A 25,605-nucleotide genomic window follows, 5' to 3' on the forward strand; every position below is an offset into this window, starting at 1 on the left:
CCTCGTGGCGACAATCATTGCCGGTTATGCACGGACCCCGTTTGCGAAGTACTGCGGGTCACTCGCTCATCATGCTGCGCACGAGCTTGGCGCGCATGCGGCGAAGGCGGCCTTGGCGAATGCAGGCGTGAGTGCGGACGAGGTGGAGCTAGTTGTCGCCGGGCAGGTTTTGCAGGCGGGGGCCGGTCAGAATCCTGCGCGGCAGACCGCGGTTGCGGCTGGGGTGCCGCTTGAGTCGCCTGCTATCACGGTGAATGCCGTGTGTCTTTCTGGGCTTGAGGCGATCGCAGATGCGGACCGCCGGATTCGGGCGGGCGAAGCCGATGTGGTCATTGCCGTCGGTCAAGAGTCGATGACGCGTGCCCCGCACGTTGCGGCGCTGCGCCAGGGCGCGAAGTTTGGTTCGGTCGAGCTCGTCGACACGATGGAGCACGATGGGCTCACAGATGCATTCGAGGCTCGCTCCATGGGTGCATCGACGGAGGAACACTCAGCGAAGATCGGTCTCACTCGCGAGGAACAGGATGAGTGGGCAGCGCGCTCGCATGAACTGCTTGAGAAGGCACAGCGCGAAGGCCGTTTTGAGGGCGAGATCGCACCGTTGACGGTGCCGCGTGGCAAGGAACGTGTCGAGATGGCCGTCGATGATGGGGTGCGTCCAGGCACGACCGCGGAATCGCTGGGCCGCTTGCGCCCCGCGTTTGCTGAGAGCGGGACGATTACTGCCGGAAATGCTTCGCAGTTGACCGATGGAGCTGCGGCGCTCGTGCTCATGAGCGAGGAGGCTGCATCGGAGCGGGGCATTGCTGGGATTGCCCGCATTCTTGCGACGAGTTGTGTTTCTGGGCCGGATGTGTCCCTGCACGAGCAACCGGCACGTGCGATTGAGATGGCGATCGCGAAGGCGGAGCGTGATCTTGCCGAGCTCGAGTTTGTCGAGATCAATGAGGCCTTTGCCGCTGTCGCGGTGCAGTCGACGGCGCTCCTCGGCGTGGATCCCGCGATCGTGAACCCAGACGGCGGGGCGATCGCGATTGGCCATCCGATTGGTGCCTCAGGCGCCCGCATTGTGGGGCACCTTGCGCTGCGACTTCGTGATGGTGGCGGAACCGGCCTCGGCGCCGCGGGCATTTGCGGTGGTGGCGGCCAGGGCTCCGGCATCCTGCTCGAGGCGCTCTAGTTAGCTCCCGCTCTCGGAGTCACCACCTGCCGCTGGGCGCAGGAGTTCTGTCCCGAACCGTGGCGGGCGGATGATGCTCTCGCCGCTCGGGGTCGCAACGACTTCGAGCTGGGCTGGGATCGCTTCGTGCATCGTCGTGACGTGGGAGATGACACCCACTGTCCGTCCGCCGCGACGGAGCTCGTCGAGGACGTTCATGGCGGTGGCGAGTGTCTCTTGATCGAGGGAGCCGAAGCCTTCGTCGATGAAGAGGGTGTCGAGGCTCACGCCACCGGCGCGGCTTGAGACGACATCCGCGAGTCCGAGCGCGAGAGCGAGCGAGGCGAGAAAAGTTTCGCCGCCGGAGAGGGATGCTGCAGAACGGGCTCGGCCAGTGTGCGCGTCGAGCACTTGGATGCCGAGGCCGAAGCGGGCGGCGCCGTGCTGTTCGCCATCGTGCTGGAGCTCGTAGCGGCCAGAACTCATCTCGTGGAGGCGCACATTTGCCGCTTCGATGATGTCGCTGAGTTCGGCGGCGAGGACGTAGCTTTCGAGACCCATTGTGCGGTCGCTCACGCTCGTGCCGCGAATGTCTTGGGCGAGTCGGGTGAGCTCTTCGGCGCGTGCCGCCTGAGCCGCACACGAGCGGATATGGGCATCGAGCCGCTCGCCCAGTTGTTCGCTCTGCTCGAGTCGGTCAGTGAACCGGGTGAAGAGCCTCTGCTGAGCTTGCAACTCTTGGCCAAGCGCTTCTCTCCGTGCTCGAGCGTCGTCAGGGGCCAATGTGCTGGATGCTGCCTGCGCACGAAGCTGTTCGTCGTCGATGACGGCAGCCACTCGAGCCTGCGCTTCGAGGAAGCGGGTGACCTGCGCATCGAGCTCGGACAGCTCTTCACGTGAGATGACAGCTTGCGCGAGCGCGTCGGCATCGGCAAAGGGGCTCTCTTCGAGTGCGGCAGTGAAGGCTCGACGGTCGTCGACGTGACGCTGCTGGGCCTGGCATTCGGCAAGGCAGGCACGGTCGAATTCACGAACGACTGTCTGGAACGTGCCAAGCTCGGCGAGCGCTGCGTCTGGGTGGGTGTCACCCTCCGCCGGTAGCTGTGGGACGAGCTGCTCGAGCTGATCCGTGGTCGCCTGGAAGGCCTGTTCACGGGCGGTTCGTTCGGCGTCGCCGCGAGCCTCGGCCTCGTGCAGTTCTTGCAGCCGGACCGTCGCGCGATCGATCTCGGCACGGAGCACCTCGACGCGGTCGTGTGCCTCCGACGCTCGGGCAAGATCCTCCTCTAATGCGGTGATGGCCGTGCTGCTGGCGTGCTCGTCGAGGCCGTCGAGCTGTGCGCGCAGCGTCGTCAGAGCATGCTCGGCGGAGCTGAACGCATCTCGATGTGCATCTGCATCCGTGCGGGCTTCTGCCACACAGGCCGCTGCAGCATCAACGTCGTCGGCCGTGACGGCACGCTCGTCAGCGTCTCCCTGTGCGGGAGACGGGTGTCCCGTAGCGCCGCAGACGGGGCATGGTTCCCCGTCTCGCAGCTTGTCGGCGAGCCGGAGTGCCGTACCGGCGAGGTAGTCCTCCAATGCTCGTGCATGCGCGGCCTCGGCTTCGGCAAGTCGACGCGTGGCTGCGGCGTAGCTCTCGCCGTGCTCTTGCCGACGTGCTTCGGCCTGGGGAAGACTCAGCACGAGATCGTGACGTTCTCGGGCGGCGGCGAGTTGCCCGGTGAGCGTTTCAGACCGGGCCGCGAGCGTGACGGCCTCGTCGCGCTCAGCGGTGAGACGGGTGACCGTGCCAGGCAACGAGGCGCGTTCAACGGCCCGCGTTTCAGCCTGCTCAGCGAGCACGGCGACGCGGGCCTCAAGCTCGCCGCGTTCTCGCTCAAGCTCCTGACAGCGCGTGATGAGTTCCAGGCGGCCGCGGAACTCATCGCGAAGCTGCTCCAACGCCTCAGCGAGTTGATCGGTGAGTGTGCCGTCGCGCTTCGCCATCGCTTCGCGCGCAAGGGCGTTGAGCGGTGTGCTGTGAGGCCCAAGCTCTGCGACGGCGTCAATGGTCGCCACGAGACGCTGCTCGCGACGGGCGCGTGCCCGGATGGCTTCGTCATGACCGCGCTCGGCGCGCTCGACGGCATTTCGAAAGGGGAGTACCTCGCGGGCCGCGCGGGCATGCTCAAGCTGAGCGACCCGCTGCTCGTGAGCATCGCGCTCACTCTCCAGTTCGCGACGCGTCTGCTCGGCTGCTGCGATCGACGCTCGCGCAGCGAAGGCACGTTCCGCGTCACGCTCGTCGGCCCGAGCCTTCTCGAGCCGCGACTCCACGTCAGCTATGGCGCGCTCGAACTGCTCGTGGACGGAACGCCATCCGTGCAGACGCTCACGCTCGACGGCCGCGATGCGTGCCGATTCGCCACGAAGCTCCCACGCGCTGAAGCCGAGCGCCAGAGCAGCCTCTTCGGCCGCCGCCTGGTCTGAGTCTGATGCGTCCGAAGAAGCCGCTCCTTCCGCTATCGCGGTCGGAGGAGTGGTTTCCTCCACAGCCTGTGCGCCCGTGGCCTCAGCCTCTGGCGCCTCGTGGCGGGCAAGTACGGCTTCTGTCTCGCCGCCGAGATCGGCAAGCTCCGTGAGGAACGCCTCGAGTTGATGGACTTCGTTGACGAAGGTCATCCGTGCCTGAGCGTGCTCCTCGTGCGCTGCACGGCGCCAGGCATCGATCCGCTCACCAATGTTGCGGTATTCACGCGTATCGAACAAACGGGCGAGGAGCGTTTGTCGAGTGGCGGAATTCGCTTGCAGGAATGCCTGGAACTGGTTCTGGGCGAGGAGGGCCACCTGCAGGAATTCATCGGCACTCAAGGGGAGGAGATCGTCAAGCACCTTCCCGACATCGCGCGGCCCGTGGGCGCGGCCGATCCACGCACCCTGCTCCCAGCGCTCGAGCGAGGCCGTTGCCTTGTCGGTCGTCGTCCCGGTGCCTCGGCTCTTCGGACGTTCATGTTCAGGCTCTCTCGTGACACGGTAGCGCTCGCCATCATGTGCGAACTCCAGCTCGACACGGGTGCGTACCGAGACATCGGCGTAGTGGCTGCGCACACCCTTCCAGTCAGTCGCGTTCGCACTGCGCGGCACACGATTGAACAGGGCAAAGACGATCGCGTCGAGGATGCTTGACTTGCCGGCACCCGTACGGCCAGCGATGAGGAAGAGTCGTTCATCGTCGAAGGCCGTGAAATCGATGGTCTGTTCGTCGCGGAACGGGCCGAACGCGACGAGTCTGAGCGTGAGCATCTTCATCGGGCACTCCGTTCTGCCGTGAGCTCGTCGACGGCGCGCTTGAGGATTGCCACTTCCTCGGGTGAAGGCTCAGCACCGCGAACGTCTTCGAGGTAGCGGAGCGTGACCTGGAGTGGGTCGCGCAGCTGCCGTACGAGCTTGGGGGAAGTGCGCGACGAGGAAGCCGGAGCGCCCTCGGGCGCATATTCGAGGACGGCGCAGTGGGGGAAGCGCTGTTGCAGCGTGCGCATGGCATCGAGCGGGCGTTGAGGATCGATGAGAACCGCTTTCACCCAGGAATCTTCGTGCTTCGCGAATGATGCGTCGCCGAGGAGCTCCCCAAGCGTCCCGCGAAGGACTGCGAGCTGGCGAGGCACGGGGAGCGTCAGCCACGTCACCTCGTGGAGCCCCTCGGCATCGAGCTCAACGAGCCATGCACCGCGGTCGAGACCTGCCTCCGTGAAGGAGTAATGCAACGGCGAGCCCGAATAGCGAACGCTCGGCGCAAGAGTGGCGCGGGTGTGGATGTGTCCGAGAGCGACGTAGTCGGTTCCTTCGAAGCAGCTCACCGGCACGACATCGAGCCCTCCTGCGGTGATGTCACGTTCAAAGTCACTCTCGCGAATCTCATCGCTCAGCCCCGCCGCAAAGCAGTGCGCGAGCACGACGCTGCGAGTCTCACCTGGCGCACCCGTCGAACGAATGCGTTCGAGGGCCCACTCGAGGGCCTGACGCTGCGTTCGAACCTCGTCGGCCCCTTCGAGGTGACGAATCATGAGCGGCTCAAGGTAGGGCACCCCGAAGAACGCGACGGGCCCGTGTTCATCATGCAGGATGACTGGCTCGCTCAGGCGGGCCGGGTCGGTGATGACGTGGACGCCGGCCGCAGCTGCCCACTCTGCCTGATAGCCGAGGCGCACCGCGGAATCGTGGTTGCCGCTCGTGACGATGAGCTGTGCGCCGGCCGCGCGGATGAGCCGGAACCCCTCCTGGAGCACGCGATAGGCCTCGGCGGACGGTGTCGTCGAATCCCACACGTCACCCGGCACAAGAACGACATCGACCTTGTTCTCGCGCGCAAGATCGGCGATCGCGTGCAGGACTGTGCGCGCCGCGTCGAGCGTCGAGGAGCCGTGGAAGGTGCGGCCAATATGCCAATCGGAGGTGTGGAGGAGCTTCACACGATCAGGCTACGAGGTACCACCGACATTCGATTCTGCGGGCGGTGCGGCTCCGCCGTCGACAGCGAGCTCCAGCGAGCGAATGCCGTGCCGCACAGCCCAGCACAGCACAACTCCCAGGACGAGATCGCAGCCGACGTAGAGGAAGTGCACCGGCGACCCACCTGCTGACGTGCCAGCGAGTACGGCATCCGTGTACGACCACAGCAACGGACGAATGACGAGGACTTTGATGAGCAAGAGCGCGGCGGCGCAGGCAAGTGGTTTCCCGAGACGGCGCAGCGCCCGTCCTTTGAGAAGCAGCACGCACCATGTCACGGCGAGGATCATTTCGGCGACGTTCAAGGCAAAGAACACGCGGCGCCCAATGCCGAGACCGAGCGGGATCGTGATGCCGGGGGCCGTGAACTTGAGTGGCGCTTCGATCGCGTCGATGGCAATGAGCATGCCAATCCAGATTGCTGGGACGACGATGGTCGCGAGGAGCACGCTGAGAGGAGGAAGACGGCGCATAGCGGCATCGTACGCCCGCATCAAGGCCTGGCGATCGACTCGCCTAGGATGGCGATATGCCGGGTCCCCATGAGCATCCACCGATGCGGTGGTGGACGATCCCGAACGCGGTCTCGCTCGCGCGGCTCATCATCTTTGTGCCGCTCACGCTCGCGCTGCTGCGGCCGGGATCCGAGCTTGCCGCCACGATCGCCCTGGCCCTCTTTGGTGCGACCGACTGGATCGATGGCGCACTCGCTCGTGTGCTCAAACAGGTGAGTCGCGTGGGGGAGATCCTGGACCCCATCGCGGACCGTCTCGGTGTGCTCATCATTGGAGCCGCCGCCACTGTTGCGGGTTATCTTCCGTGGTGGTGCATCGCTGTCATTGGCGGCTGCGACCTCGTGCTCGGCGGGATTGGCCTCGCGCGCATGCACCGTGTCCGCGAAGGCCGTGTGACGTGGATTGGCAAGATTCGCACCGCACTTCTCATGATTGCGATGCCACTGCACATCGTGAGTTTTGCGCCAGAAGTGTCGAGCAAAACGCTGCGTACCGCGGCCTTGTGCCTGCTGGTGCTCGGAACGCTCCTTCACGCAGTGGCTGCCTTTGGCTATGCGAAGCGGTATCTCTCAGCTTCGCCCGAGCACCCCACGCGAACGGATGGCATGAAGCCGGCTAGGGTGCCGTCACGAAGTCGATGAGTTCCTCGACGCGGCCCACAAGCGCGGGCTCGAGGTCGCGGTAGTCACGCACCCGCGACAGGATGTGCTGCCAGGCGCGGGCGATATCCGCTTGCTCTTCGGCGGGCCAGCCAAGCTCGCGGCACACGCCATGCTTCCACGACTGTCCCTTGGGGATGGCTGGCCACGCATCGCGACCAATTCGGGCAGGCTTCACGCCCTCCCAAATGTCGATGTACGGATGCCCGACGATGAGGATGGAACCGGCCGGCTGCTTCGCGACAACAGCATCCGCGATGCGCTGCTCCTTGCTGCCGGGGACCAAGTGATCAAGGAGGACGCCCACGCGTCGACGCTCGTTCGGTTTAAACATAGCGAGGGCCTCTTCCAGGTGGTCGGCGCCCTCGAGATATTCGACGACGACACCGTCGACGCGGAGATCGTGCCCCCAGACCTGCTCCACGAGCTCTGCGTCGTGGCGACCCTCGACGAAGATGCGGCCTTCGCGGGCCACGCGGGCGGGTGCATCCGCGACGTGGAACGAGCCGGAACGGCTGCGAGCTCGGGCTTGGGGCTGTGCCTTCACTGGGGGAGCGAGCTTCACGGGGCCGTCTTCATCGAAGAACACGCCGTCAAAGGGGAAGGTGCGCTTCATGCCGTCGATATCGCGCAGCACGACGTCCCGCCGGTCTGCGCCGACCAACTGACCATAGAATCCAGTGGATGCTTCTTCGAGCCAAAGCCCTGGCTTGATCGGGAGTTTCCGCGGTTCTTGCGGCATTCGTGCCGCGCGCATCTTTGCTACCGGGTCGCCATCGTATCGATCGTCGTGCACTGAACCGAGCATAGATGAGCCAAAATCCGGTTCGACAATTCCCAGCGATTCCAGGCACAATGAGTGGTCAGCATGCGACGGCTTGCCGTTGCGTGCCGCGCAACACGAAGGAGCAATTCATGAACGGCACCGACGAGCCCACGGGTGCAACTCCGAAGGGCGACTCCATCGGCGAGGCGAACCAGTCGTCGACGATGTCGTTCACGGGCGACTTCTCGGCTCAGCTGGCTGCACTCATTGCCGGTGGCGTTTCGCGCGAGGAGATGGAATCGATCAGCGCCTTGCCCTCCGGCTCGGCTCTGCTCATCGTCCGCCGTGGCTCCAACGTCGGTGCCCGCTTCCTGCTCGACACGGACTGCCAGGTTGCTGGCCGCCACCCGAACGCAGAAATCTTCCTCGACGACGTTACGGTGTCACGCCGCCACGCAGAATTCACGCGCCACGGACGCGAATTCCACATGCGCGACCTCGGCTCGCTCAACGGCACCTACTACAACGGTGAGCGCATCGACCAGGTCGTCCTCACTAACGGTGGCGAGGTGCAGGTCGGCAAGTTCCGCCTCACGTTCTACAGCTCGCCGCTCGACACGACCGCACCGGGGCAGGCTGAGTAGAGTGCCCGCGAACGCCGCCGCCGCGGACCGTTCGCTCAGCACCGAAGCAAGACTGTCCATTGGGCAGGTGCTGCAACGAATCTCCGCTGAATTCCCCGAAGTCACCCCCTCCAAGCTCCGCTTCCTTGAAGATCAAGGGCTCCTGCACCCGGCACGTTCCTCGTCGGGATACCGCAAGTTCTCGGATGCTGACGTCGACCGTGTGCGCCTCATCCTCTCGATGCAGCGCGACCTCTACCTGCCGCTCAAGGTCATCGGCGAATACCTCGACGAACGCGACCGCGGCCTGAATCCGGCCCTGCCCGGTGCTGAACCCAAGCCCGCTCCGCAGAGCATCCTCGGACCCGGCGCTGAGCTTGACCGCAAGGGTCTTGTCACTCGTGCCGGAGCAACGCCCCGTCTCATGGAACAGGCGGTGAGTGCCGGACTCATCGCTGCGGCCGGTCCGTACTACCAGGACGACCTCTCCATGCTTCGGACGCTTGTGGCGCTCGAGCGCGATGGCATTGAGCCGCGTCACCTTCGTGCCTTCCGCACCGCGGCGCAGCACGAGCTCGGCCTCATTGAGCAGGCGCTCGGCCCCGGCCGAAAGCGTCGCGACTCGGCAACTCGGGCGAAGCAGCAGGAGATCGCGGGGCACCTCGCTGAGGTGCGCCAGTCGCTCGTCCGCTCGGCGCTTCGGGAAGACGCGCCTGAGCGCCGCAGATAACAGCATTGTTATTCACCCTGGCCACAGGCCCGTCTCTCGCCTAAACTCGGGGGTTGTTGGTGTGCGTCACATGCGACACACCTGTCACACGAGGGCTTGCTTCCCTCGGGATGGGGGAGGTCGGCGCTACCGTGAAAACCACCACCGAAGAAACGGGACGAGAGGGCTGACAGCATGAGCGAGCACGGGCACCAAGGCGGCATGGACGCCGAGCCGTTGTTCACCGACGGCCTGCCAGACCTTGACCCGACTCAGGGCTACCGCGGCGCCGTTGCGGCACGCGCTGCTGGCATCACCTACCGCCAGCTCGACTACTGGGCCCGCACGGGCCTCGTCGAGCCGACTGTGCGCAACGCCTCCGGCTCTGGCTCGCAGCGACTGTACGCGTTCCGGGACATCCTCGTCCTCAAGCTCGTGAAGCGACTGCTCGAGACTGGCATCTCGCTGCAGCAGATTCGTTCCGCGGTTGAGCAGCTCCACGAGGTCGGCATCGTCGATCTTGCTCGCACGACCCTCATGTCGGACGGTGCCAGCGTCTACCTCTGCACTTCGACCGACGAGGTCATCGACCTGCTCCACCAAGGCCAGGGCGTCTTCGGTATCGCCGTCGGCAAGGTGTACGAAGAGGTTGAGGCCACGCTTGACAGTGTCGAACGCGACCAGATCGACCCGATGGACGAGCTCGCCGCTCGTCGTGCCCGTCGCGCCAGCTAAGCGAACCCACCACAACGACCAGCCACGAACGAGGGCCCCGCACGCAGCAGTGCGGGGCCCTCGTTGTATGGGGCGTTACGGCTTGAGCCGGCCTGCTCGCTGCACGCGGTCCAGCAGACGGTCGAAGTGCTCGGCCATCTCCTCGGCCGAATCGCCCGGCCACAGGTGCACGGGCTTTGCCGCGCCCTGTGCCTGCTGCAGGGCCGTGCGCTCGGGAAGGAACGGCGGCAACACGAGCGGGCCAAACATGTCGCGCAGCTCGCGCACGCGGAACTGGTGCTCGACCGACTGGAGTCGGGCACGGTTCACGATGATGCCGAGCGGCTGCAGGCGCGGGCTGAGCGCGCGACGCAGCTCGTCAATCGCGCGGAGGGCACGGTCGGCTGCTGCCACCGAGAACAGACCCGGTTCGGTGACGATGGCGACGCGGTCGGATGCCGCCCAGCCCGTGCGGGTGAGGGCGTTGAGCGAGGGCGGGCAGTCGACGAGGACGAGATCGTATTCCGGCTCAAGCAGGGCGAGCGCTTCTTCGAGACGCCAGATCTCACGCACCGTTGGGTGAGGGCCGTCGAAGTTGATCGCTGCGGGGCTGCCGAGCATGACATCTACGATGCGCTCGTCGCCTTCGCTCCAGGAGGAACGGACGATGGCACCGCGCACGTTCTCCTCGCTCGGGTCCTCGAGGACATCGGCGATGGAACCGGTTCCCTCGGGTGAGACGTCGAGACCGGTGGAGACATCGGCTTGCGGGTCGAGGTCGACCACGAGGGTCCGGAGACCACGGGCCCACGCCGCGGAAGCGAGGCCAAGCGTCACGGTCGTCTTACCGACGCCGCCCTTCAATGAGGAGATGGAGAGCACGAACACGAGTCAAAGGGTACCGCGCCAGGGTGGACGCACGATCTATACAAACTTTCTTGGCCCCGGTTCAGGCCAGGAAGCCCCGGGCATAGGCTGGTTTCTATTCCGTTCAAGACGCGAAAGAAGGACCGCGTGTTCTCCAAGATTCTTGTAGCGAACCGAGGTGAAATCGCAATTCGCGCATTCCGCGCGGCGGTGGAACTCGGCGCGAGTACGGTTGCGGTGTATCCCTATGAGGACCGCAATTCACTGCACCGTCTGAAGGCTGACGAGGCCTACCAAATTGGCACAAAGGGGCAGCCAGTTCGGGCATATCTCGATGTGAAGGAAATTCTTCGCGTCGCAAAGCTTTCCGGCGCGGATGCGATTTATCCCGGATATGGATTCCTGTCGGAAAACCCGGAACTTGCGCGAGCCGCCGAAGCTGAAGGTATCACCTTTATCGGCCCTCGTGCCGAGGTGCTCGAATCGGCCGGCAACAAGGTGCACGCCAAGGAGCAGGCCATCCGAGCAGGTGTCCCCGTGCTGGCATCGACGCCGCCGTCCACCGACATCGACGCCCTCATCGACCAGGCTGACGAGATCGGCTTCCCGATCTTCGCGAAGGCCGTCGCCGGTGGTGGCGGACGCGGTATGCGTCGCGTCGAGCGCCGTGAAGACCTCCGCGCTGCCCTCGAGTCGGCCATGGCCGAGGCGCAGACCGCATTCGGAGACCCGACGATGTTCCTCGAGCAGGCCGTCATTCGCCCGCGCCACATTGAGGTGCAAATTCTTGCCGACAGCCACGGCGAAACGATTCACCTCTTTGAACGTGATTGCTCCGTGCAGCGGCGCCACCAGAAGGTTGTGGAAATTGCTCCGGCTCCTGGTCTTGACCCGGCAATTCGTGAGGCAATGACACGCGACGCCGTCGCCTTTGCCCGTTCGATCGGATACGTCAACGCCGGTACCGTCGAATTCCTCCTCGACACGGCTGGCCCACGCGCCGGTGAATATGTCTTCATCGAGATGAATCCTCGAATTCAGGTGGAGCACACCGTCACCGAAGAGATCACCGACGTGGACCTCGTCCAGGCACAGATGCGCATTGCCGCCGGTGACCGCCTCGCCGACATGGGCCTGAGCCAGGACATGCTCACCATTCGGGGTGCCGCACTGCAATGCCGCATCACGACCGAAGACCCGGCGCAGGGCTTCCGCCCCGACATCGGCAAGATCACGACGTACCGCTCAGCTGGTGGCGCGGGTATCCGCCTCGATGGTGGTTCGGTTGCCGTTGGCGCGGAGGTGACGCCGTACTTCGACTCGATGCTCGCGAAGATGACCGCCCGCGGACGCGACTTCGAGCAGGCTGTGCGCCGTGCCCGTCGCGGCCTCGCCGAGTTCCGCATCCGCGGTGTCGCGACCAACATCCCGTTCCTGCAGTCGGTGCTCGCCGACGAGAGCTTCCGCAAGGGCGACCTCTCGACGAGCTTCATCGACGAGCGGCCACAACTGCTCGAGTACAGCCCCTCGCGCGACCGCGGTACGAAGCTGCTGCAATACCTGGCAGATGTCACCGTCAACGAGCCCAACGGTCCGCGGCCGAAGAACCTCATCGACCCGGCCACGAAGCTCGACCCCGCCGTCCTCGAGCGTGAGCTGCCACGCGGTACCCGGGACGAGCTCCTCGAACTCGGGCCGACCGCCTTCGCGAAGCGCCTGCGCGAGCAGACCGCCCTCGCTGTGACCGACACGACCTTCCGTGACGCGCACCAGTCGCTGCTCGCGACCCGCGTGCGCACGCGTGACCTCGTGGCTGCTGCCCCGTACATGGCACGGCTTGCTCCCAACCTCTTCTCGCTTGAGGCATGGGGTGGCGCCACCTACGACGTGGCCCTCCGATTCCTCGGTGAAGACCCGTGGGAGCGCCTCGCACAGCTGCGCGAAGCGGCCCCGAACCTGCCGCTGCAGATGCTCCTCCGCGGACGCAACACGGTCGGTTACACGCCCTACCCGGATGCCGTGACGCGCGCCTTCGTGAAGGAAGCCGCCGACACCGGCGTGGATATCTTCCGCATCTTCGACGCCCTCAACGACGTGAACCAGATGCGTCCGGCGATCGAGGCCGTCCTCGAACAGGACAAGGCCATTGCTGAGGCCGCCCTCTGCTACACGGGCAACCTCGCAAGCCCCGCCGAAGACAAATTCACCCTCGACTACTACCTGCGTCTCGCAGAGCAGATCGTCGAGGCTGGCGCACACGTCATCGCCATCAAGGACATGGCAGGCCTCTTGCGTCCCGCCGCCGCCACGAAGCTCGTGACGGCACTGCGTGAGCGCTTCGACCTGCCCGTCCACCTGCACACCCACGACACCGCTGGCGGCCAGCTTGCGACGCTCCTTGCTGCGAGCGCCGCGGGTGTCGACGCTGTCGATGTGGCGAGCGCACCGATGGCTGGCACGACGAGCCAGGTGGCAGCATCCGCTCTGGTTGCCGCGCTCGAAGACACCGAGCGCGACACAGGGCTCAACTTCCAGGCCATCGCCGACATGGAGCCCTACTGGGAAGCCATCCGTCGCGTGTACGCGCCATTCGAGTCGGGCCTCGAAAGCCCGACCGGACGCGTTTACACGCACGAAATCCCGGGCGGCCAGCTCTCGAACCTGCGCCAGCAGGCCATCGCGCTCGGTCTCGCTGACCGCTTCGAGCACATCGAAAACATGTACGCGGCGGCAGACCGCATCCTCGGTCGCATCCCGAAGGTGACGCCCTCCTCGAAGGTTGTCGGCGACCTCGCCCTCCACCTTGTCGCAGTCGAGGCCGACCCGGCAGAGTTCGAGGCGAACCCGCGCCACTTCGACATCCCCGACTCGGTCATCGGCTTCCTCGCCGGCGAGCTCGGTGAGGTGCCGGGCGGCTTCCCCGAGCCTTTCCGCACGAAGGTGCTCGAGGGTCGCAACGTCAAGCCCGAGATCAAGCCGATTTCGGAGGCTGACGAGCAGGCACTCGAGAGCGACTCGGCAACGCGTCGCCAGACCCTCAACCGTCTGCTTTTCCCGAAGCCGACGGCCGACTTCGAAGCGGTCGACGCCAAGTGGGGCGACATCTCGAAGCTCGACACGATCGACTACCTGTACGGTCTGGAAACCGGTGACGAGCACGTCGTCGAGATCTGGAAGGGCGTGCAGCTGTTCATCAAGCTCGAAGCCATCGGTGCACCGGATGAAAAGGGCATGCGTCAGGTCATGGCGAGCCTCAACGGCCGCATCCGGCCGGTCATGGTGCGCGACCGTCGCATCGAGGCAGCAGATGAAGGCCGCGAGAAGGCCGATCACAGCAACCCCGCCCACATCGCCGCACCGTTCGCCGGCTCGGTCACCGCGCGCGTCGAGGTTGGCCAGCGTGTGGAGGTCGGTGACACGGTCGCCACGATCGAGGCGATGAAGATGGAAGCGGGCATCACGGCGCCGCATGCCGGTACGGTGGAACGCATCGCCGTCACCTCGGGCGGAGTCTCGGGCGGTGATCTCATCCTCGTCCTTACACCCGAAGGTGCGTAATGCGTCATTTTGACCTTGTGGTCATCGGTGCGGGCTCGGGAAACTCCATTCCCGGGCCCGCGCTCGCGTCCGAACAGATCCTCGTCGTTGACGACGGCGTGCACTTTGGTGGCACGTGCCTCAACGTCGGCTGCATCCCGACGAAGATGTTCGTCCACCCGGCAGAGATCGCGCACGAGGTCGCCGAGGCCCGTCATGTGCTCAATGCGACGAGTGATGAGATTCGCTATGACTGGCAGGGAATTCGGGACCGTGTCTTCGGGCGGATCGACGTGATCTCGGAGGGTGGCGAGGAGTACCGTGCTTCGGGCGAGCCGAACATCTCGCTGCTACGCGAACATGTGCGCCTCACCAGCGAGCACGAGCTGGAGAGCGCATCGGGGGAGCGGATCACCTTCGACCGGCTCGTCATTGCAACGGGATCTCGTCCGCGTGAGCTTGCTGCGCTTCCGCTCGGTGATCGCATCCACACGAACGACACCATCCTTCGCCTCGACAATCAGCCTGAGCGCCTCGCCGTCATCGGCGGCGGGGCGATCGCATGCGAGTTTGCCGCGATGTTTGCGGGGCTCGGCACGCAGGTCGTGCAGATTCACCGCTCTGAGCTGCTGCGCGGCGTGGATGACGAGGTCCGCGCGTGCTTTACCGAGGCGGCGAAGCGACGCTGGGGCCTGCACCTCGGTACTGAGGTGACGCGCGCCGTCACGACCGCGGACGGCGTCACGCTCACCCTGTCGAATGGAGACGAGCTCACGGTCGATCATGTCCTCGTGGCGGCAGGCCGCGTCGTGAATACCGATCGGCTCGGCACCCAGGAACTCGGCTTCGACCACCGCGAGAATGGTGCCCTTGTCGTCGACGAGCAGCAGCGCGTGCTTCGGGGTGGTGAGCCGGTTCCCGGTATCTGGGCGGTCGGCGACAGCGCGAACACGGCACAGCTCAAGCACGTGGCGAACCACGAGGCCCGTGTTGCCGTGCAGAGCATCCTGCATGACCTTGGCCGAGCCGAGGCGCCGAGCGGCGTGCTCGGACCTATCCCGCTCGTCGTGTTCAGCTCACCGCAAATCGCGACCTTCGGACGCACGCTCGCTGAGGCACACGACGACGGCCGCGATGCGGTCGAAGCACGCTGCGACTACGGCGCAACAGCCTGGGGCTGGGCCCTCGCCGACAGCGAGCACTTCGTGAAAATCGTTGCCGAGCGGGGGAGCGGCACGCTCCTCGGCGCGCACATTATCGGCCCGGATGCGGGTATCCTCCTGCAGCCGCTCGTGCAGGCCGCCAGCTTCGGCCAGAGCGTGCATGGCCTTGCACGGGGTCAGTACTGGCCGCATCCCGCCGCAACAGAAATCGTTGAAAACGCCCTCTTGAAGCTCGAGGAGCAACTGTGAGCATCCGCGAAATCCGCCTCTACGGCGACCCGGTCCTGCGCGAAGCAACTCGCGAAGTCGAGGTGATCGACGACGGCATCCGAGCCCTCGTGCAGGACCTCCTCGACACCACCCACATGGAAGGCCGCGCAGGCGTCGCCGCCAACCAAATCGGCGCCACCTGGCGCGTCTTCTCGTGGCACTGCGACGGCGAGATCGGCTACGTCATCAACCCGGTCGTGGAAGAGCGATCCGGCGAGCTCCGCGAAATCGGCGAAGGATGCCTCTCGGTGCCCGGCCTCTGGTGCGAGACGCCGCGCTACGAGTACTGCCGAGTCCGCGGCATCAACCTCGACGGCGAAGAGATCGTGCTCGAAGGCACGGGCCTCATGGCCCAGATCCTCCAGCACGAAACCGACCACCTCGATGGCATGGTCTACCTCGAGCGCCTCGAGAAGCCACGCCGACGCGAAGCCATGCGTGAGCTGCGTGAGACGGACTGGTTCTTGCGCTAAGCGACGCCAAACACGCGAGTGGCCCCGAGGGCGCATCCTCGGGGCCACTCGCGTTCTGCGCTACTTCAGCGAGATGCCGCGCGTAGGCGGGGCAACGTTGTAGATGCCGTCGATGACGCCCGCGTACTTCTCGAGAATCACGTGGCGACGAATCGAGAGCTTTGGCGTGAGCGTGCCGTCGTCCTCGCTGAACTCCTGGTCGAGCACGACGAACTTGCGGATCGACTCCGCACGCGAGACGCGCGTGTTCGCACGGTCAATCGTGTGCTGGATGTGGGCGAGCACGCGTGGGTTCTGCGCGGCCTCAGCGAGCGACATCGTGGGGTCCTCGCCCTGGTTTTCGAGCCAGTTCGTGAGCATCGCCGGGTCGAGGGTCATCATCGCGGCAATGAACGGCTTCTTGTCGCCGACGACGACGCAATGGCCGATGATCGGGTCAGAATTGATCGGGTCCTCAAGTGTTGCCGGCGAGACGTTCTTGCCGCCAGCGGTGACGATGAGTTCCTTCTTACGGCCCGTGACGGTGAGGTAGCCATCATCATCGAGCTGACCGAGGTCGCCGGTACGGAACCAGCCGTCCTCCGTGAAGGCGTTCCTCGTGGCTTCGGGGTTGTTCCAGTACTCGCGGAAGATGTTGACACCCTTCGCGAGAATCTCGCCATCCGAGTCGACGGCGACGGAGCAGCCGGGAAGCGGCGGGCCAACCGTGCCCACCTTCGAGTGCGACGGCACGTTGACGCTGATCGGCGCGGTCGTCTCGGTGAGGCCGTATCCCTCGAGGATGATGACGCCGATGGCACGGTAGAAGTGACCGAGGTGGTTGCCGAGCGGCGCGGAACCCGAGACAGCGTGGACGACGCGTCCACCCATGGCATCCCGAATCTTCGAGAAGACGAGCTTGTTGTAGAACGTGTACTGGAGCTTGAGCCCAAAGGGCGTCTTGCCCTTGTCGAGCGAACGCGAGTACGCAATGCCCACGCGAGCCGCACGACGGAACAGGTTTCCTGTACCAGCCGCGTCGGCCTTCTGCTCGGCAGCGTTGTACACCTTCTCGAAGACGCGGGGCACAGCAAGGAGGAAGGTCGGCTTGAAGCTCGCGAGCGACTCGACGAGCTTCGCCGTGTTCGGCTGGTGGCCCACCTTCACACCACCGTGGACGCAGAGCACCGAAATGAGGCGTGCGAACACGTGCGCGAGGGTGATGAACAGCAGCGTCGAGGAATCGCCCTTGATGAGGTCCTCAAGCGTGTGCGCGGTGTTGCGCGAGAGGTCGACAAAGTTGGCGTGCGTGAGGACGACACCCTTCGGGCGACCAGTCGAGCCGGAGGTGTAGATGAGGGTGGCCATGTCGTCGCCCTTTGCGAGGGTGCGGCGGCGCTCGACTTCCTCGTCGGCGATCGACTCACCCTGCTGCATGAGCGAGGCAATGGCATCATTGTGGAGCTCAGCGCGGAAGCGGAGCTGCGGAACAGCATCTGCAATCGAATCCGCAGTGGCCGTGTGGGTGGGCAGCTCCGTGATGATGGCGACGGCACCGGAGTCCTGCATCATCCACTCCAGCTGGGCCGCAGAGCTCGTTTCATAGACCGGCACCATGACCAGCCCAGCCGTCCACAGCGCGAAGTCGACCAGCGTCCACTGGTAGCTCGTCTGAGCGATGAACGCGACGCGTTCACCGGGCTCGAGGCCCTGAGCGATGAACCCCTTCGCGAGCGCACGCACTTCCTCATTGAATTGGCCCGCCGTGATGTCCTTCCAGCCGCCGTTGTCCGGCACAGCAAAGAGGGGACGGTCGGGGGTTGCTGCTACGCGACGGGCCAGCAGCTCGGTCGTGTTCCAGGTCGGTTCGGGCCGTTCAATCGCAGGCGTCTCGGATCGCTTCATTGCATTCCTCGTTCCTCGTATGAAGCCTTGTTGTTTCTCGTGTGATCACTCCCCCGATGGGGACGCGCGCGGGGCGCGTGCGGTAAGAGAACCGCGGTAATGGTACCGGCTCATTCGCGCCTTCGGCGCAAAAAACACTCGTCACGCCCAAGAGCGTGGCCTCACCCCGATAGACTGACGGTCTCAACTCCGGAGGACACATGCTCTATTTGTTGCTCAAGCACCTCTTTGCGGGACCGCTCTTGAAGAGCACCTTTCGCCCGTGGGTGACCGGCGTTGAGCACATCCCTGCGAAGGGGCCCGTGATTCTCGCGAGCAACCACCTTTCCGTCATTGACTCCGTGTTCCTTCCCCTCGTCATCGACCGCCGCGTGACCTTCCTTGCCAAGAAGGAATACTTCACCGGTAAGGGGATCAAGGGGTGGCTCACGCGCCAGTTCTTCCTTGCCACAGGTATGCTGCCGATTGACCGTGGCGGTGGTGCCGCGAGCGAAGCGAGCCTGCGCACCGGCCTGCAGGTGCTCTCAGAGGGCAAGGCCCTTGGCATCTACCCGGAGGGTACGCGTAGCCCGGACGCTCGCCTCTACCGCGGTCGCACGGGCATTGCGCGCATGATCATGGCGATGGATGCCAAGGTTCCGGTCGTCCCGGTTGCCATGATCGATACCGAAAAGGTCATGCCGATTGGCACGACTATTCCGCGTGTTCGCCGCATCGGCATCGTCATCGGTGAACCGATTGACTTCTCCCGCTACTCAGGCATGCACGCCGACCGCTTCCTCATGCGCGCCATCACGGATGAGGTCATGTCGGAGCTGCACGCGCTGAGCAATCAGGAGTTCTGCGACATCTACGCGTCCTCGGTGCGCAACAAGATGAACACCGTCTCGCGCCTGTCCGCGTAAGCTGTTGCAACCAGCACGACCGTCGAAGGAGCGAATGTGACGAGTGACGACGCCATCACACCTGGCCCCGAAACGATCGCCGGTCTTGAACGGTGGCGTGAGCTCCCGATTCGCCAGCAGCCGGAATGGCCCGACGCTGAGGCGGTCGAACGGGTGCACCGCGAGCTCGCCCTGATGCCGCCGCTCGTGTTCGCCGGTGAGGTCGATCGTCTGCGCCAGCGCCTTGCGCAGGCTGCGGACGGCAAGGCCTTCCTCCTCCAGGGTGGCGACTGTGCGGAAACGTTTGCTGGCGCGACGGCAGACAACATCCGCGCTCGCGTCCGCACGCTGCTGCAGATGTCAATCGTGCTCACCTACGGTGCCTCCGTGCCCGTCGTCAAGATGGGGCGCATGGCAGGCCAGTTCGCGAAGCCGCGCTCGAAGGACACGGAGACGCGCGAGGGCGTGACCCTTCCGGCCTACCGCGGCGACATCGTGAACGACTACGCCTTCACCGAGGGGGGCCGTCAGCCGGATCCTGCTCGCATCCTCCGTGGCTACCACACGGCCGCCTCGACCATTAACCTCGTGCGCGCCTTCACGACCGGTGGTTTTGCCGACATGCGCGAGGTGCACTCGTGGAACCGGGGCTTCGCGGCCAATCCTGCAAACGCCCGCTATGAGCAGTTGGCGACTGAAATCGATCGTGCCGTCCGCTTCATGGAGGCTGCCGGCGCGAACTTTGACGAGCTCCGCGATGTTGAGTTCTACGTCGGCCACGAGGGCCTGCTCATGGACTACGAGCGTCCGATGACACGCATCGACTCACGCACCGGCCTGCCGTACAACACCTCGGCACACTTCATTTGGATTGGCGAGCGCACGCGTCAGCTCGACGAGGCACACGTCGACTTCTGCTCGCGCATCCGTAACCCCATCGGTGTGAAGCTCGGCCCGACGACCACGCCCGACGACCTCAAGGCGCTTGCTGACAAGCTCAACCCCGACCGTGAACCAGGTCGCCTGACCTTCATTACCCGGATGGGTGCGGGCAAGATCCGCGCAGCCCTGCCGCCGCTGCTCGCGGCGATGAAGGACGAAGAGGTCAAGCCGCTGTGGGTGACCGACCCGATGCACGGCAACGGCATCACCTCATCCACGGGCTACAAGACGCGCCGCTTCGACGACATCGTCGACGAGGTGAAGGGCTTCTTCGAAGCGCACCGTGAAGTGGGCACCCACCCGGGCGGTATTCACGTCGAGCTCACGGGTGACGACGTCACCGAGTGCCTCGGCGGTTCTGAGCAGATCGATGAGCTTGGCCTTGAGAGCCGGTATGCGTCGCTCTGCGATCCGCGCCTCAACCACATGCAGTCGCTCGAGCTCGCTTTCCTCGTCGCCGAGGAGCTTCGCGCGCACGCCTAGCTGCAGCACCAGGTGAGTCTGACCTCTTTTCGGTGGGCTTGGGCGATCTTCAGCCTCGTTCCCCCGGGGGTGGCAACTTGTTCGACGCAGGAGCCTTCCTCCCGAGACGGGAGCCCCACCAAAGCGGAATCGCGACAATCGGGACCACGAAACACGCGATCGCCCACACCAGTCGCCCCGCGAGGTCAGAACGCGAGGTGAAGATCGACACCGCAGTGACGATGAACGCGATCGCCCACACCGCCAACACGACGATCCACAGCACATCCCACTGCGCGGGATACTGCACACTCCACTCAGACGTCGCCAACGACACCGCACTCATAGCCGGACTCACGAGGAAGCCTGCCAATACGAGTCATTCCCAACTTGAAGCTCAGTCCACACCTGCCACGACCCCCACGCCGCGGACACGTCGCTTGTGCCCCGAACGACAGCCGGCGCCCCGTTGAACTCCTTCGCTCGGAAAATGGATACGGCCGGGGCAGCGCACGTCACACCTGCACATCGCTGCCAACCATTGCCAGCCCACGAAATGGCGAGCCTGCAACCCCAAGCGAGCCGGTGGTGGCGAGCGTTCGTTCCTCGGAACGAACAGGTGAAGCGTCCGGATCCATCGCGTCGAGACGGCCATCCGCTTCCCAAGCTTGAATCACCGTTGCGAGCTGGTCTTCACTGAGTCCAAGCTGGCGAGTACTGCTCGGTGAGCATGTCGCGACCTGCTGTCGCTTCGGGCGCGCTCACGGCAGGTTGAGGCGCTGACGCGGCGGATGCCGACGAAGTAAATCCAAGCATCGAAACAGCCGCGGCGATCGAACACGCGACAGACTTTGCCTTACTGAACTCCATGAGTAGGAATCCCCTCAGATGATCGGTGCGTCATCGTTGACGCGTCGAATGTCCACTACCACGTTCACATGAAGGTCTGGCCCGGTCAACCGGGCATCTCACCGCAGACACGCGGTACAGGGGCGAAGGTTGGAAAGCCAGCTGTAGTTGCCAGTGAGGTTGTGAACGCGCTGGACTGTGGTTTGGTCCATGAGTACGGTGCGTCGGTGGTGTCGACTGTCGTGATCGAGCTACGCCGAATAGGTGACTGACCGCGTTGCTTCGTTCAGGTAGCGCGGGTATCAGCCTGCTTGGCGGCGAGTCTCCGAGTGAACCACCCGATCATTGAAGCTAGAACTCGAGGCTCGACTGCAGCGTGATCTTCGAACCGCGCGGCTGCTTCGTGTTTGCGCCCGGGTTCTGGCTCGTCACCTTCGTCTTCTCGATGAAGCTTGCCGGGACATTGTGCTGCACCTCAAAGCCAGCATCCTCGAGCGCCTTCACGGCATCCTTCGTTGTCTTACCGACAACATTCGGAACCTGCACGAGGTCCTGACCCTTCGACACCACGACATTGACGGTGTCGCCCGGCTTCATCGGATTCGCCGAGTTCGACGCCGAGATGATGTGTCCGGCGGGAACCGTGTCGGAGAACTCTTCACCCGAGGACTGCACCTTGAGGCCAGCTTCCTCGAGGGTCTTCGTCGCTTCGTCGAGCGTCTTGCCGAGGACATCCGGCACCGGACCGAGCGAAATCACGAGCCGGATGGGGGACTGCTCCGCCATCTGCGTGGGAAGCTGCTGCCCGCTCTCATCCGTGGCTCGGATGACAGTGTCCGTTGGCTGCGAGGAGAACTCCTTGATATCAGTGCCCTCGTCATAGCGGAAGCGGGACTCCGTAATGGTCTTGATCGCGGTGTCACGTGCGAGTCCCTGCAGTGCAGGCACCGTGAGATTCTCCGGGCCCGCCGAGACCATGAGTGAAATGGGCGTCTCGGGGGCGAGGCTCTGGCCAGGGCCCGGATCCATCTTCATGACGGTGCCCTTCGCGACCTCAAGCGAAAACTCTTCGGTGACGTTGCCCACGACAAACCCTTGCGCCTGGATCTGCTGCTCGGCGGCAGCTTGATCCATCCCGACGACATCCGGGGTGGTCTTGTATGAGCCAGGGCCAAGAAGGAGCCACCAGCCGCCGACGGCGCCGATCAAGAACAGCACCGAGAGGATGGAGACGATGATCGGCCATTTCGCGCGGCGCTTCGTCGTCGTCCCGACCGGGGAGAGCTCGGCCTGCCCCGTGTACATGGGCTGCACCTGGTCGGCAGCCGCGTAGTTCACCGGCTCGTCAAAGAGTGTCGTGATGGGGTCGAGGTCGCGCTCGGTGACGGCATCATTCGGCGTGTATCCGTAGCCCACTTCGGCGCCGTCGTCGCTTGAGACGACCAGTTGGTCACGCTCGACACCGGTCGGCGCGACCGCGAGTCGGCTGTCGAGCGGCGCGGTCGGAACACCGCCGGCTGCGGCAAGTTCCTGCTCTGCCTGACGCAGCGCCACAAGCATGGCGCCCGCATCGGCCGGGCGAGCCTCAGGATCGCGCTCGGTCGCCCAGAGGACGAGGTCATCGAGCTGACTCGGGACGCCCTCATGGATGCGGCTCGGTGCCGGCACATCGTCATTCGCGTGGCGGAACGCGATGTTCACGGGCTGGTCACCGCTGTACGGCTGCTCGCCCGTGAGCATCTCGTACATCATGATGCCAAGAGAGTAGATGTCGCTGCGGATGTCAGCAGTGCCCTGCGTGACGAGCTCAGGGGAGAGGTACGCGATCGTGCCAAGCAGCACCTGGCCACTCGCGGTGTTCGCGCTCGCAGCACGAGCAAGACCAAAGTCCGAGAGTTTGATGCGGCCGTCATCAGCGAGGAGAACGTTTTCGGGCTTCAAATCGCGGTGAACGATGCCGATCTTGTGCGCGGCCTGGAGGCCCGCGAGCACCGCATCCATGACGTCGATCGTCTGCTCTGGTGTGAGTCGGTGGTGATCGTGCAGGAGGTCGCGCAGCGTGATACCCGGTACGTACTCCATGACGATGTAGGCGAGTCCGCGATCTTCGCCCTGGTCGTAGACATTGACAACGTTCGGGTGAGCAAGCTTCGCCGCGGCGCGTGCTTCCTGGATGAAGCGGGCGCGGAAGGCGTCGTCGGCTGCGAGATGATCATGCATGATCTTGATCGCAACGCGACGCTCGAGTCGCAGGTCGGTCGCAACGTACACGGTGGCCATGCCGCCACGGGCGATCATCGAGCGCACCTGGTAGCGGCCGTCGATCATACGGCCGATCAGCTCATCTGGGTTCGCGGGACTCACGCGCAAAGACTAACGAGTGAGAGCGGCGCGTGCGGGGCGAAACTCCGAGGGTTTCGGACAGTGTTCATGCGGCGCGTGCCTCTTCGTGCCGCGGAATTTCGCCGGTGTCAGCGGGATGGAGCGTGCTCGGCATGACCACAGACATCCCCGGAACGATGAAGGACTCGTCTGCAAGACCATTCGCTCGGAGGACGAGTTCGGGTGTTGCTCCGAAGTGAGCAGCCAGGGATTCGAGCGTGTCCTCGTCACGAACGATGTGCTTTGTGATGGAGACGTCGGCGCCTGTGGAAGTTGCATTCGTGCGCTCACGCTGGGGCGGGATGACAATCTGCATGCCAGGTGAGAGGCGAGCACGGAAGCCGAGACCGTTGGCCACGACGAGGTCAGCCATCGAAATGCCGTGACGTGCCGCGAACTCTGACGGCGACTCCTCGCGCTCGATCGTCACGGTCGGCGCTGGGGCAGGCTCGGCGCTCGAACTTGCAGGGGAGGCCGCGAATGCTCGGACGTTGCGGAGGAGGCCCGTCAGCGCGTCGACAAGGTTGCGAGATGAGATCGCTGCCTGAGTCACGCTGCGCCTTCCGGTGTGGGGCTCGTGTTGCTGTTGTGGCAATTGTGGCGTGTGGGTCTGATGTGACAGTGCGCGCAACGCGGGGATGAGGGATCACTCAGGCAACAACTTGGTTACGGCGCCGCGAAACATCTGACAGCATGGTGAGGTGACGAATGTGCTCGACTCACTGAATTGGCTCACGCTTCGTGAGGTGGCAGATCTGCTTGGCCTTCCGCAGGGCAAGGTGCGCCGCCTGGTGGAGGAACACTCGCTGCTTGGCATGAAGCGTGGGCGTGACTACTGCATCCCGGCAGACTTTCTCTTGCACGACGAACCGCTGGCAGGGCTGCGCGGGACACTCATCCTCCTGCTCGATGGTGGCTTCGGCGAGCAGGAAGCCCTCGAATGGCTCTTTAGTGAGGACGAGTCGCTTGGCGAGTCGCCCGTCAGCTCGCTTCGCCGCGGCCGCAAGACGCAGGTGCGTCACGCGGTTCAGCTCCTCGGTCTCTAGCGCCATCGCACGCGTCGCTTGGCGGGGTGCTGCCGTGCGCGCCTAGACGTGTCGACGTGCGGTGCGCTCCGCGAGGCGCATGAGCAGCTCGTGTGACTGCTCGTCGAGCTCGGCTGCCTCGAGCTTCTCGTGTGCCTCGCTGAGCAGGCGTTCGATCTCACGCTCGACGTACTCAAATGCGCCGAGCGTCTCGAGCTTGTTGATCATCTCGTGCACCTCGGCTTCGCTGAGCCCAGGGTGTCCGAGGCGCGCCTCGAACCATGCGCGCCCCTCGGCGTCGCTCGCCTCCATCGCATGCGCGATGAGAACAGTCCGCTTGCCCTCGCGAAGATCGTCACCGGCAGGCTTCCCGGTGACTGCTGAGTCACCGGTGACTCCGAGGATGTCATCGCGGAACTGGAATGCGAGACCGAGTGGCAGGCCAAAAGCCCGGATGCGTTCGACGTGCTCGTCATCGGCTCCCGCGAGAAGTGCACCGAGCACGAGCGGTGACTCCACGCTGTAGCGGGCCGACTTCGCGGTCGCGACGCGACGGGCGCGAGTGTCCAGTTCCGCGACAGGAACCGTCGGCCAGGCCACTTCTTCGACAAGGTCGAGGTACTGACCTGCGGCAACCTCGGCGCGCATGCGACGAAACTCTTCGCGCGCGCGACGTCCGGCCTCGGGGGAGACTGCGGCGAGCGTTGCCTCGATGAAGCACTCATCGCTCCACACGAGGAGGAGGTCGCCAAAGATGATGGCCGCGCTCTCACCGAAGTGCTCGGCATCAGAGGCCCAGCCGAGGCCGCGGTGCTGCGCTTCAAAGTGACGGTGGCTTGACGGGGCGCCACGACGTGTATCCGAGCGGTCGATGACGTCATCGTGTGCGAGTGCGGCAGCGTGGAAGAGTTCGAGAGCTGCGGCAGCTTCGAGCACGCACGTGGGGAAGGTAGTCGAGATCGGGCAGCGGTGAACGCTTCGGTACCCAGCGGCGAGGAACTCCGCACGAAGTCGCTTGCCACCGCTCAGGAAGCTCGCAGCATGCGTCGTGAGGGATTGCGCGTCCGGGCCGAGCGGCGCAAATTCGCGTGACTGTGCGTCAACGAGCGACTGGAGTTTCGCGTCGAGCAGTTTCGGGAGAGATACGTCCTGAGCCACGCGCCTAGCCTAGCCGCGATCCGCTTGCCTAGAATGGAGAGAAGGTATCCGTGGACACGTGCGTCCCGGGTCG

At 64.7% G+C, this 25,605-nt stretch carries 21 protein-coding genes; 11 read left to right on the forward strand and 10 right to left on the reverse strand.

Annotation, left to right across the window (positions count from 1 at the left end; all coding sequences use genetic code 11):
* Positions 1-4: 4 nt before the first annotated feature.
* The gene (locus ZAL01S_RS05015) at positions 5-1,180 is read left to right on the forward strand and encodes an acetyl-CoA C-acyltransferase (protein WP_066080833.1); all 1,176 of its coding nucleotides are present in this window, start codon (positions 5-7) and stop codon (positions 1,178-1,180) included.
* Here ZAL01S_RS05015 and ZAL01S_RS05020 read toward each other — a convergent pair whose 3' ends face one another.
* The 3 genes from ZAL01S_RS05020 to ZAL01S_RS05030 are packed head-to-tail and all read right to left on the reverse strand — an operon-like array spanning position 1,181 to position 6,123.
* Positions 1,181-4,450, reverse strand: a complete 3,270-nt coding sequence (locus ZAL01S_RS05020) for an AAA family ATPase (protein WP_066080645.1) — start codon at positions 4,448-4,450, stop codon at positions 1,181-1,183.
* Positions 4,447-5,610, reverse strand: coding sequence for an exonuclease SbcCD subunit D (locus ZAL01S_RS05025; RefSeq protein ID WP_066080648.1), 1,164 nt, complete (start codon positions 5,608-5,610; stop codon positions 4,447-4,449). The genes ZAL01S_RS05020 and ZAL01S_RS05025 overlap by 4 nt, the downstream gene beginning before the upstream one ends.
* A gap of 9 nt (positions 5,611-5,619) precedes the next feature.
* Positions 5,620-6,123 (reverse strand): hypothetical protein, encoded by a 504-nt coding sequence (locus ZAL01S_RS05030; RefSeq protein WP_066080651.1) that lies wholly within the window; start codon positions 6,121-6,123, stop codon positions 5,620-5,622.
* A gap of 83 nt (positions 6,124-6,206) precedes the next feature.
* Between ZAL01S_RS05030 and ZAL01S_RS05035 the strand changes: the two genes are divergently transcribed.
* Positions 6,207-6,806 carry a CDP-alcohol phosphatidyltransferase family protein gene (locus tag ZAL01S_RS05035; RefSeq protein WP_066080652.1) on the forward strand — a complete coding sequence of 200 codons (600 nt, stop codon included), beginning with the start codon at positions 6,207-6,209 and terminating at the stop codon, positions 6,804-6,806.
* Here the strand turns inward: ZAL01S_RS05035 and ZAL01S_RS05040 are convergent.
* Entirely contained in the window at positions 6,781-7,620 is an 840-nt protein-coding gene (locus ZAL01S_RS05040) for a DUF3097 family protein (protein ID WP_244875340.1), read from the reverse strand. The two genes, ZAL01S_RS05035 and ZAL01S_RS05040, sit on opposite strands and share 26 nt — an antisense overlap.
* A gap of 119 nt (positions 7,621-7,739) precedes the next feature.
* Here ZAL01S_RS05040 and ZAL01S_RS05045 point away from each other — a divergent pair, with 119 nt between their 5' ends.
* The 3 genes from ZAL01S_RS05045 to ZAL01S_RS05055 all read left to right on the forward strand — a co-directional run bounded on the left by ZAL01S_RS05045 (position 7,740) and on the right by ZAL01S_RS05055 (position 9,657).
* Positions 7,740-8,234, forward strand: a complete 495-nt coding sequence (locus ZAL01S_RS05045) for an FHA domain-containing protein (protein WP_066080839.1) — start codon at positions 7,740-7,742, stop codon at positions 8,232-8,234.
* Between the two features lies 1 nt (position 8,235).
* Positions 8,236-8,943 carry a transcriptional regulator FtsR gene (ftsR, locus tag ZAL01S_RS05050; RefSeq protein ID WP_066080654.1) on the forward strand — a complete coding sequence of 236 codons (708 nt, stop codon included), beginning with the start codon at positions 8,236-8,238 and terminating at the stop codon, positions 8,941-8,943.
* A gap of 174 nt (positions 8,944-9,117) precedes the next feature.
* On the forward strand, positions 9,118-9,657 hold the full coding sequence (locus ZAL01S_RS05055) for a MerR family transcriptional regulator (protein WP_066080656.1): 540 nt from the start codon (positions 9,118-9,120) through the stop codon (positions 9,655-9,657).
* Positions 9,658-9,732: 75 nt separating this feature from the next.
* On the opposite strand, the gene ZAL01S_RS05060 is transcribed toward ZAL01S_RS05055, so the two are convergent.
* Positions 9,733-10,524, reverse strand: a complete 792-nt coding sequence (locus ZAL01S_RS05060; RefSeq protein WP_066080658.1) for a ParA family protein — start codon at positions 10,522-10,524, stop codon at positions 9,733-9,735.
* 126 nt (positions 10,525-10,650) lie between these two features.
* On the opposite strand from ZAL01S_RS05060, the gene ZAL01S_RS05065 reads away from it, so the two are divergent.
* From ZAL01S_RS05065 to def, 3 genes are read left to right on the forward strand one after another with little or no spacing between them, the layout of a single operon-like run.
* The gene (locus tag ZAL01S_RS05065) at positions 10,651-14,061 is read left to right on the forward strand and encodes a pyruvate carboxylase (protein WP_066080660.1); all 3,411 of its coding nucleotides are present in this window, start codon (positions 10,651-10,653) and stop codon (positions 14,059-14,061) included.
* Entirely contained in the window at positions 14,061-15,452 is a 1,392-nt protein-coding gene (locus ZAL01S_RS05070; protein WP_066080662.1) for a mycothione reductase, read from the forward strand. Before ZAL01S_RS05065 ends, ZAL01S_RS05070 begins: the two co-directional genes overlap by 1 nt.
* Positions 15,449-15,946 carry a peptide deformylase gene (gene def, locus ZAL01S_RS05075; protein WP_066080665.1) on the forward strand — a complete coding sequence of 166 codons (498 nt, stop codon included), beginning with the start codon at positions 15,449-15,451 and terminating at the stop codon, positions 15,944-15,946. The genes ZAL01S_RS05070 and def overlap by 4 nt, the downstream gene beginning before the upstream one ends.
* 60 nt (positions 15,947-16,006) lie before the next feature.
* On the opposite strand, the gene ZAL01S_RS05080 is transcribed toward def, so the two are convergent.
* Entirely contained in the window at positions 16,007-17,830 is a 1,824-nt protein-coding gene (locus tag ZAL01S_RS05080; protein WP_066080668.1) for an AMP-dependent synthetase/ligase, read from the reverse strand.
* Positions 17,831-18,030: 200 nt separating this feature from the next.
* Here ZAL01S_RS05080 and ZAL01S_RS05085 point away from each other — a divergent pair, with 200 nt between their 5' ends.
* On the forward strand, positions 18,031-18,735 hold the full coding sequence (locus ZAL01S_RS05085; RefSeq protein WP_066080672.1) for a lysophospholipid acyltransferase family protein: 705 nt from the start codon (positions 18,031-18,033) through the stop codon (positions 18,733-18,735).
* Between the two features lie 36 nt (positions 18,736-18,771).
* Positions 18,772-20,139: a class II 3-deoxy-7-phosphoheptulonate synthase gene (locus ZAL01S_RS05090; RefSeq protein ID WP_066080675.1), complete on the forward strand. Its 1,368-nt coding sequence runs from the start codon at positions 18,772-18,774 to the stop codon at positions 20,137-20,139.
* Positions 20,140-20,188: 49 nt separating this feature from the next.
* On the opposite strand, the gene ZAL01S_RS05095 is transcribed toward ZAL01S_RS05090, so the two are convergent.
* The 3 genes from ZAL01S_RS05095 to ZAL01S_RS05105 form a co-directional block, all read right to left on the reverse strand.
* The gene (locus tag ZAL01S_RS05095; RefSeq protein ID WP_159421597.1) at positions 20,189-20,491 is read right to left on the reverse strand and encodes a hypothetical protein; all 303 of its coding nucleotides are present in this window, start codon (positions 20,489-20,491) and stop codon (positions 20,189-20,191) included.
* A gap of 827 nt (positions 20,492-21,318) precedes the next feature.
* The gene (pknB, locus tag ZAL01S_RS05100) at positions 21,319-23,295 is read right to left on the reverse strand and encodes a Stk1 family PASTA domain-containing Ser/Thr kinase (protein ID WP_066080679.1); all 1,977 of its coding nucleotides are present in this window, start codon (positions 23,293-23,295) and stop codon (positions 21,319-21,321) included.
* 100 nt (positions 23,296-23,395) lie between these two features.
* Entirely contained in the window at positions 23,396-23,902 is a 507-nt protein-coding gene (locus tag ZAL01S_RS05105; RefSeq protein ID WP_066080681.1) for a LysM peptidoglycan-binding domain-containing protein, read from the reverse strand.
* Positions 23,903-24,050: 148 nt separating this feature from the next.
* On the opposite strand from ZAL01S_RS05105, the gene ZAL01S_RS05110 reads away from it, so the two are divergent.
* Positions 24,051-24,395 carry an Rv2175c family DNA-binding protein gene (locus ZAL01S_RS05110; RefSeq protein WP_066080684.1) on the forward strand — a complete coding sequence of 115 codons (345 nt, stop codon included), beginning with the start codon at positions 24,051-24,053 and terminating at the stop codon, positions 24,393-24,395.
* 42 nt (positions 24,396-24,437) lie between these two features.
* On the opposite strand, the gene ZAL01S_RS05115 is transcribed toward ZAL01S_RS05110, so the two are convergent.
* The gene (locus ZAL01S_RS05115) at positions 24,438-25,532 is read right to left on the reverse strand and encodes a polyprenyl synthetase family protein (RefSeq protein ID WP_066080687.1); all 1,095 of its coding nucleotides are present in this window, start codon (positions 25,530-25,532) and stop codon (positions 24,438-24,440) included.
* Between the last annotated feature and the right edge of the window lie 73 nt (positions 25,533-25,605).

It is taken from the genome of [Zimmermannella] alba NBRC 15616 (assembly GCF_001570905.1).
In the GTDB taxonomy this organism is placed as follows: domain Bacteria; phylum Actinomycetota; class Actinomycetes; order Actinomycetales; family Microbacteriaceae; genus Pseudoclavibacter; species Pseudoclavibacter albus.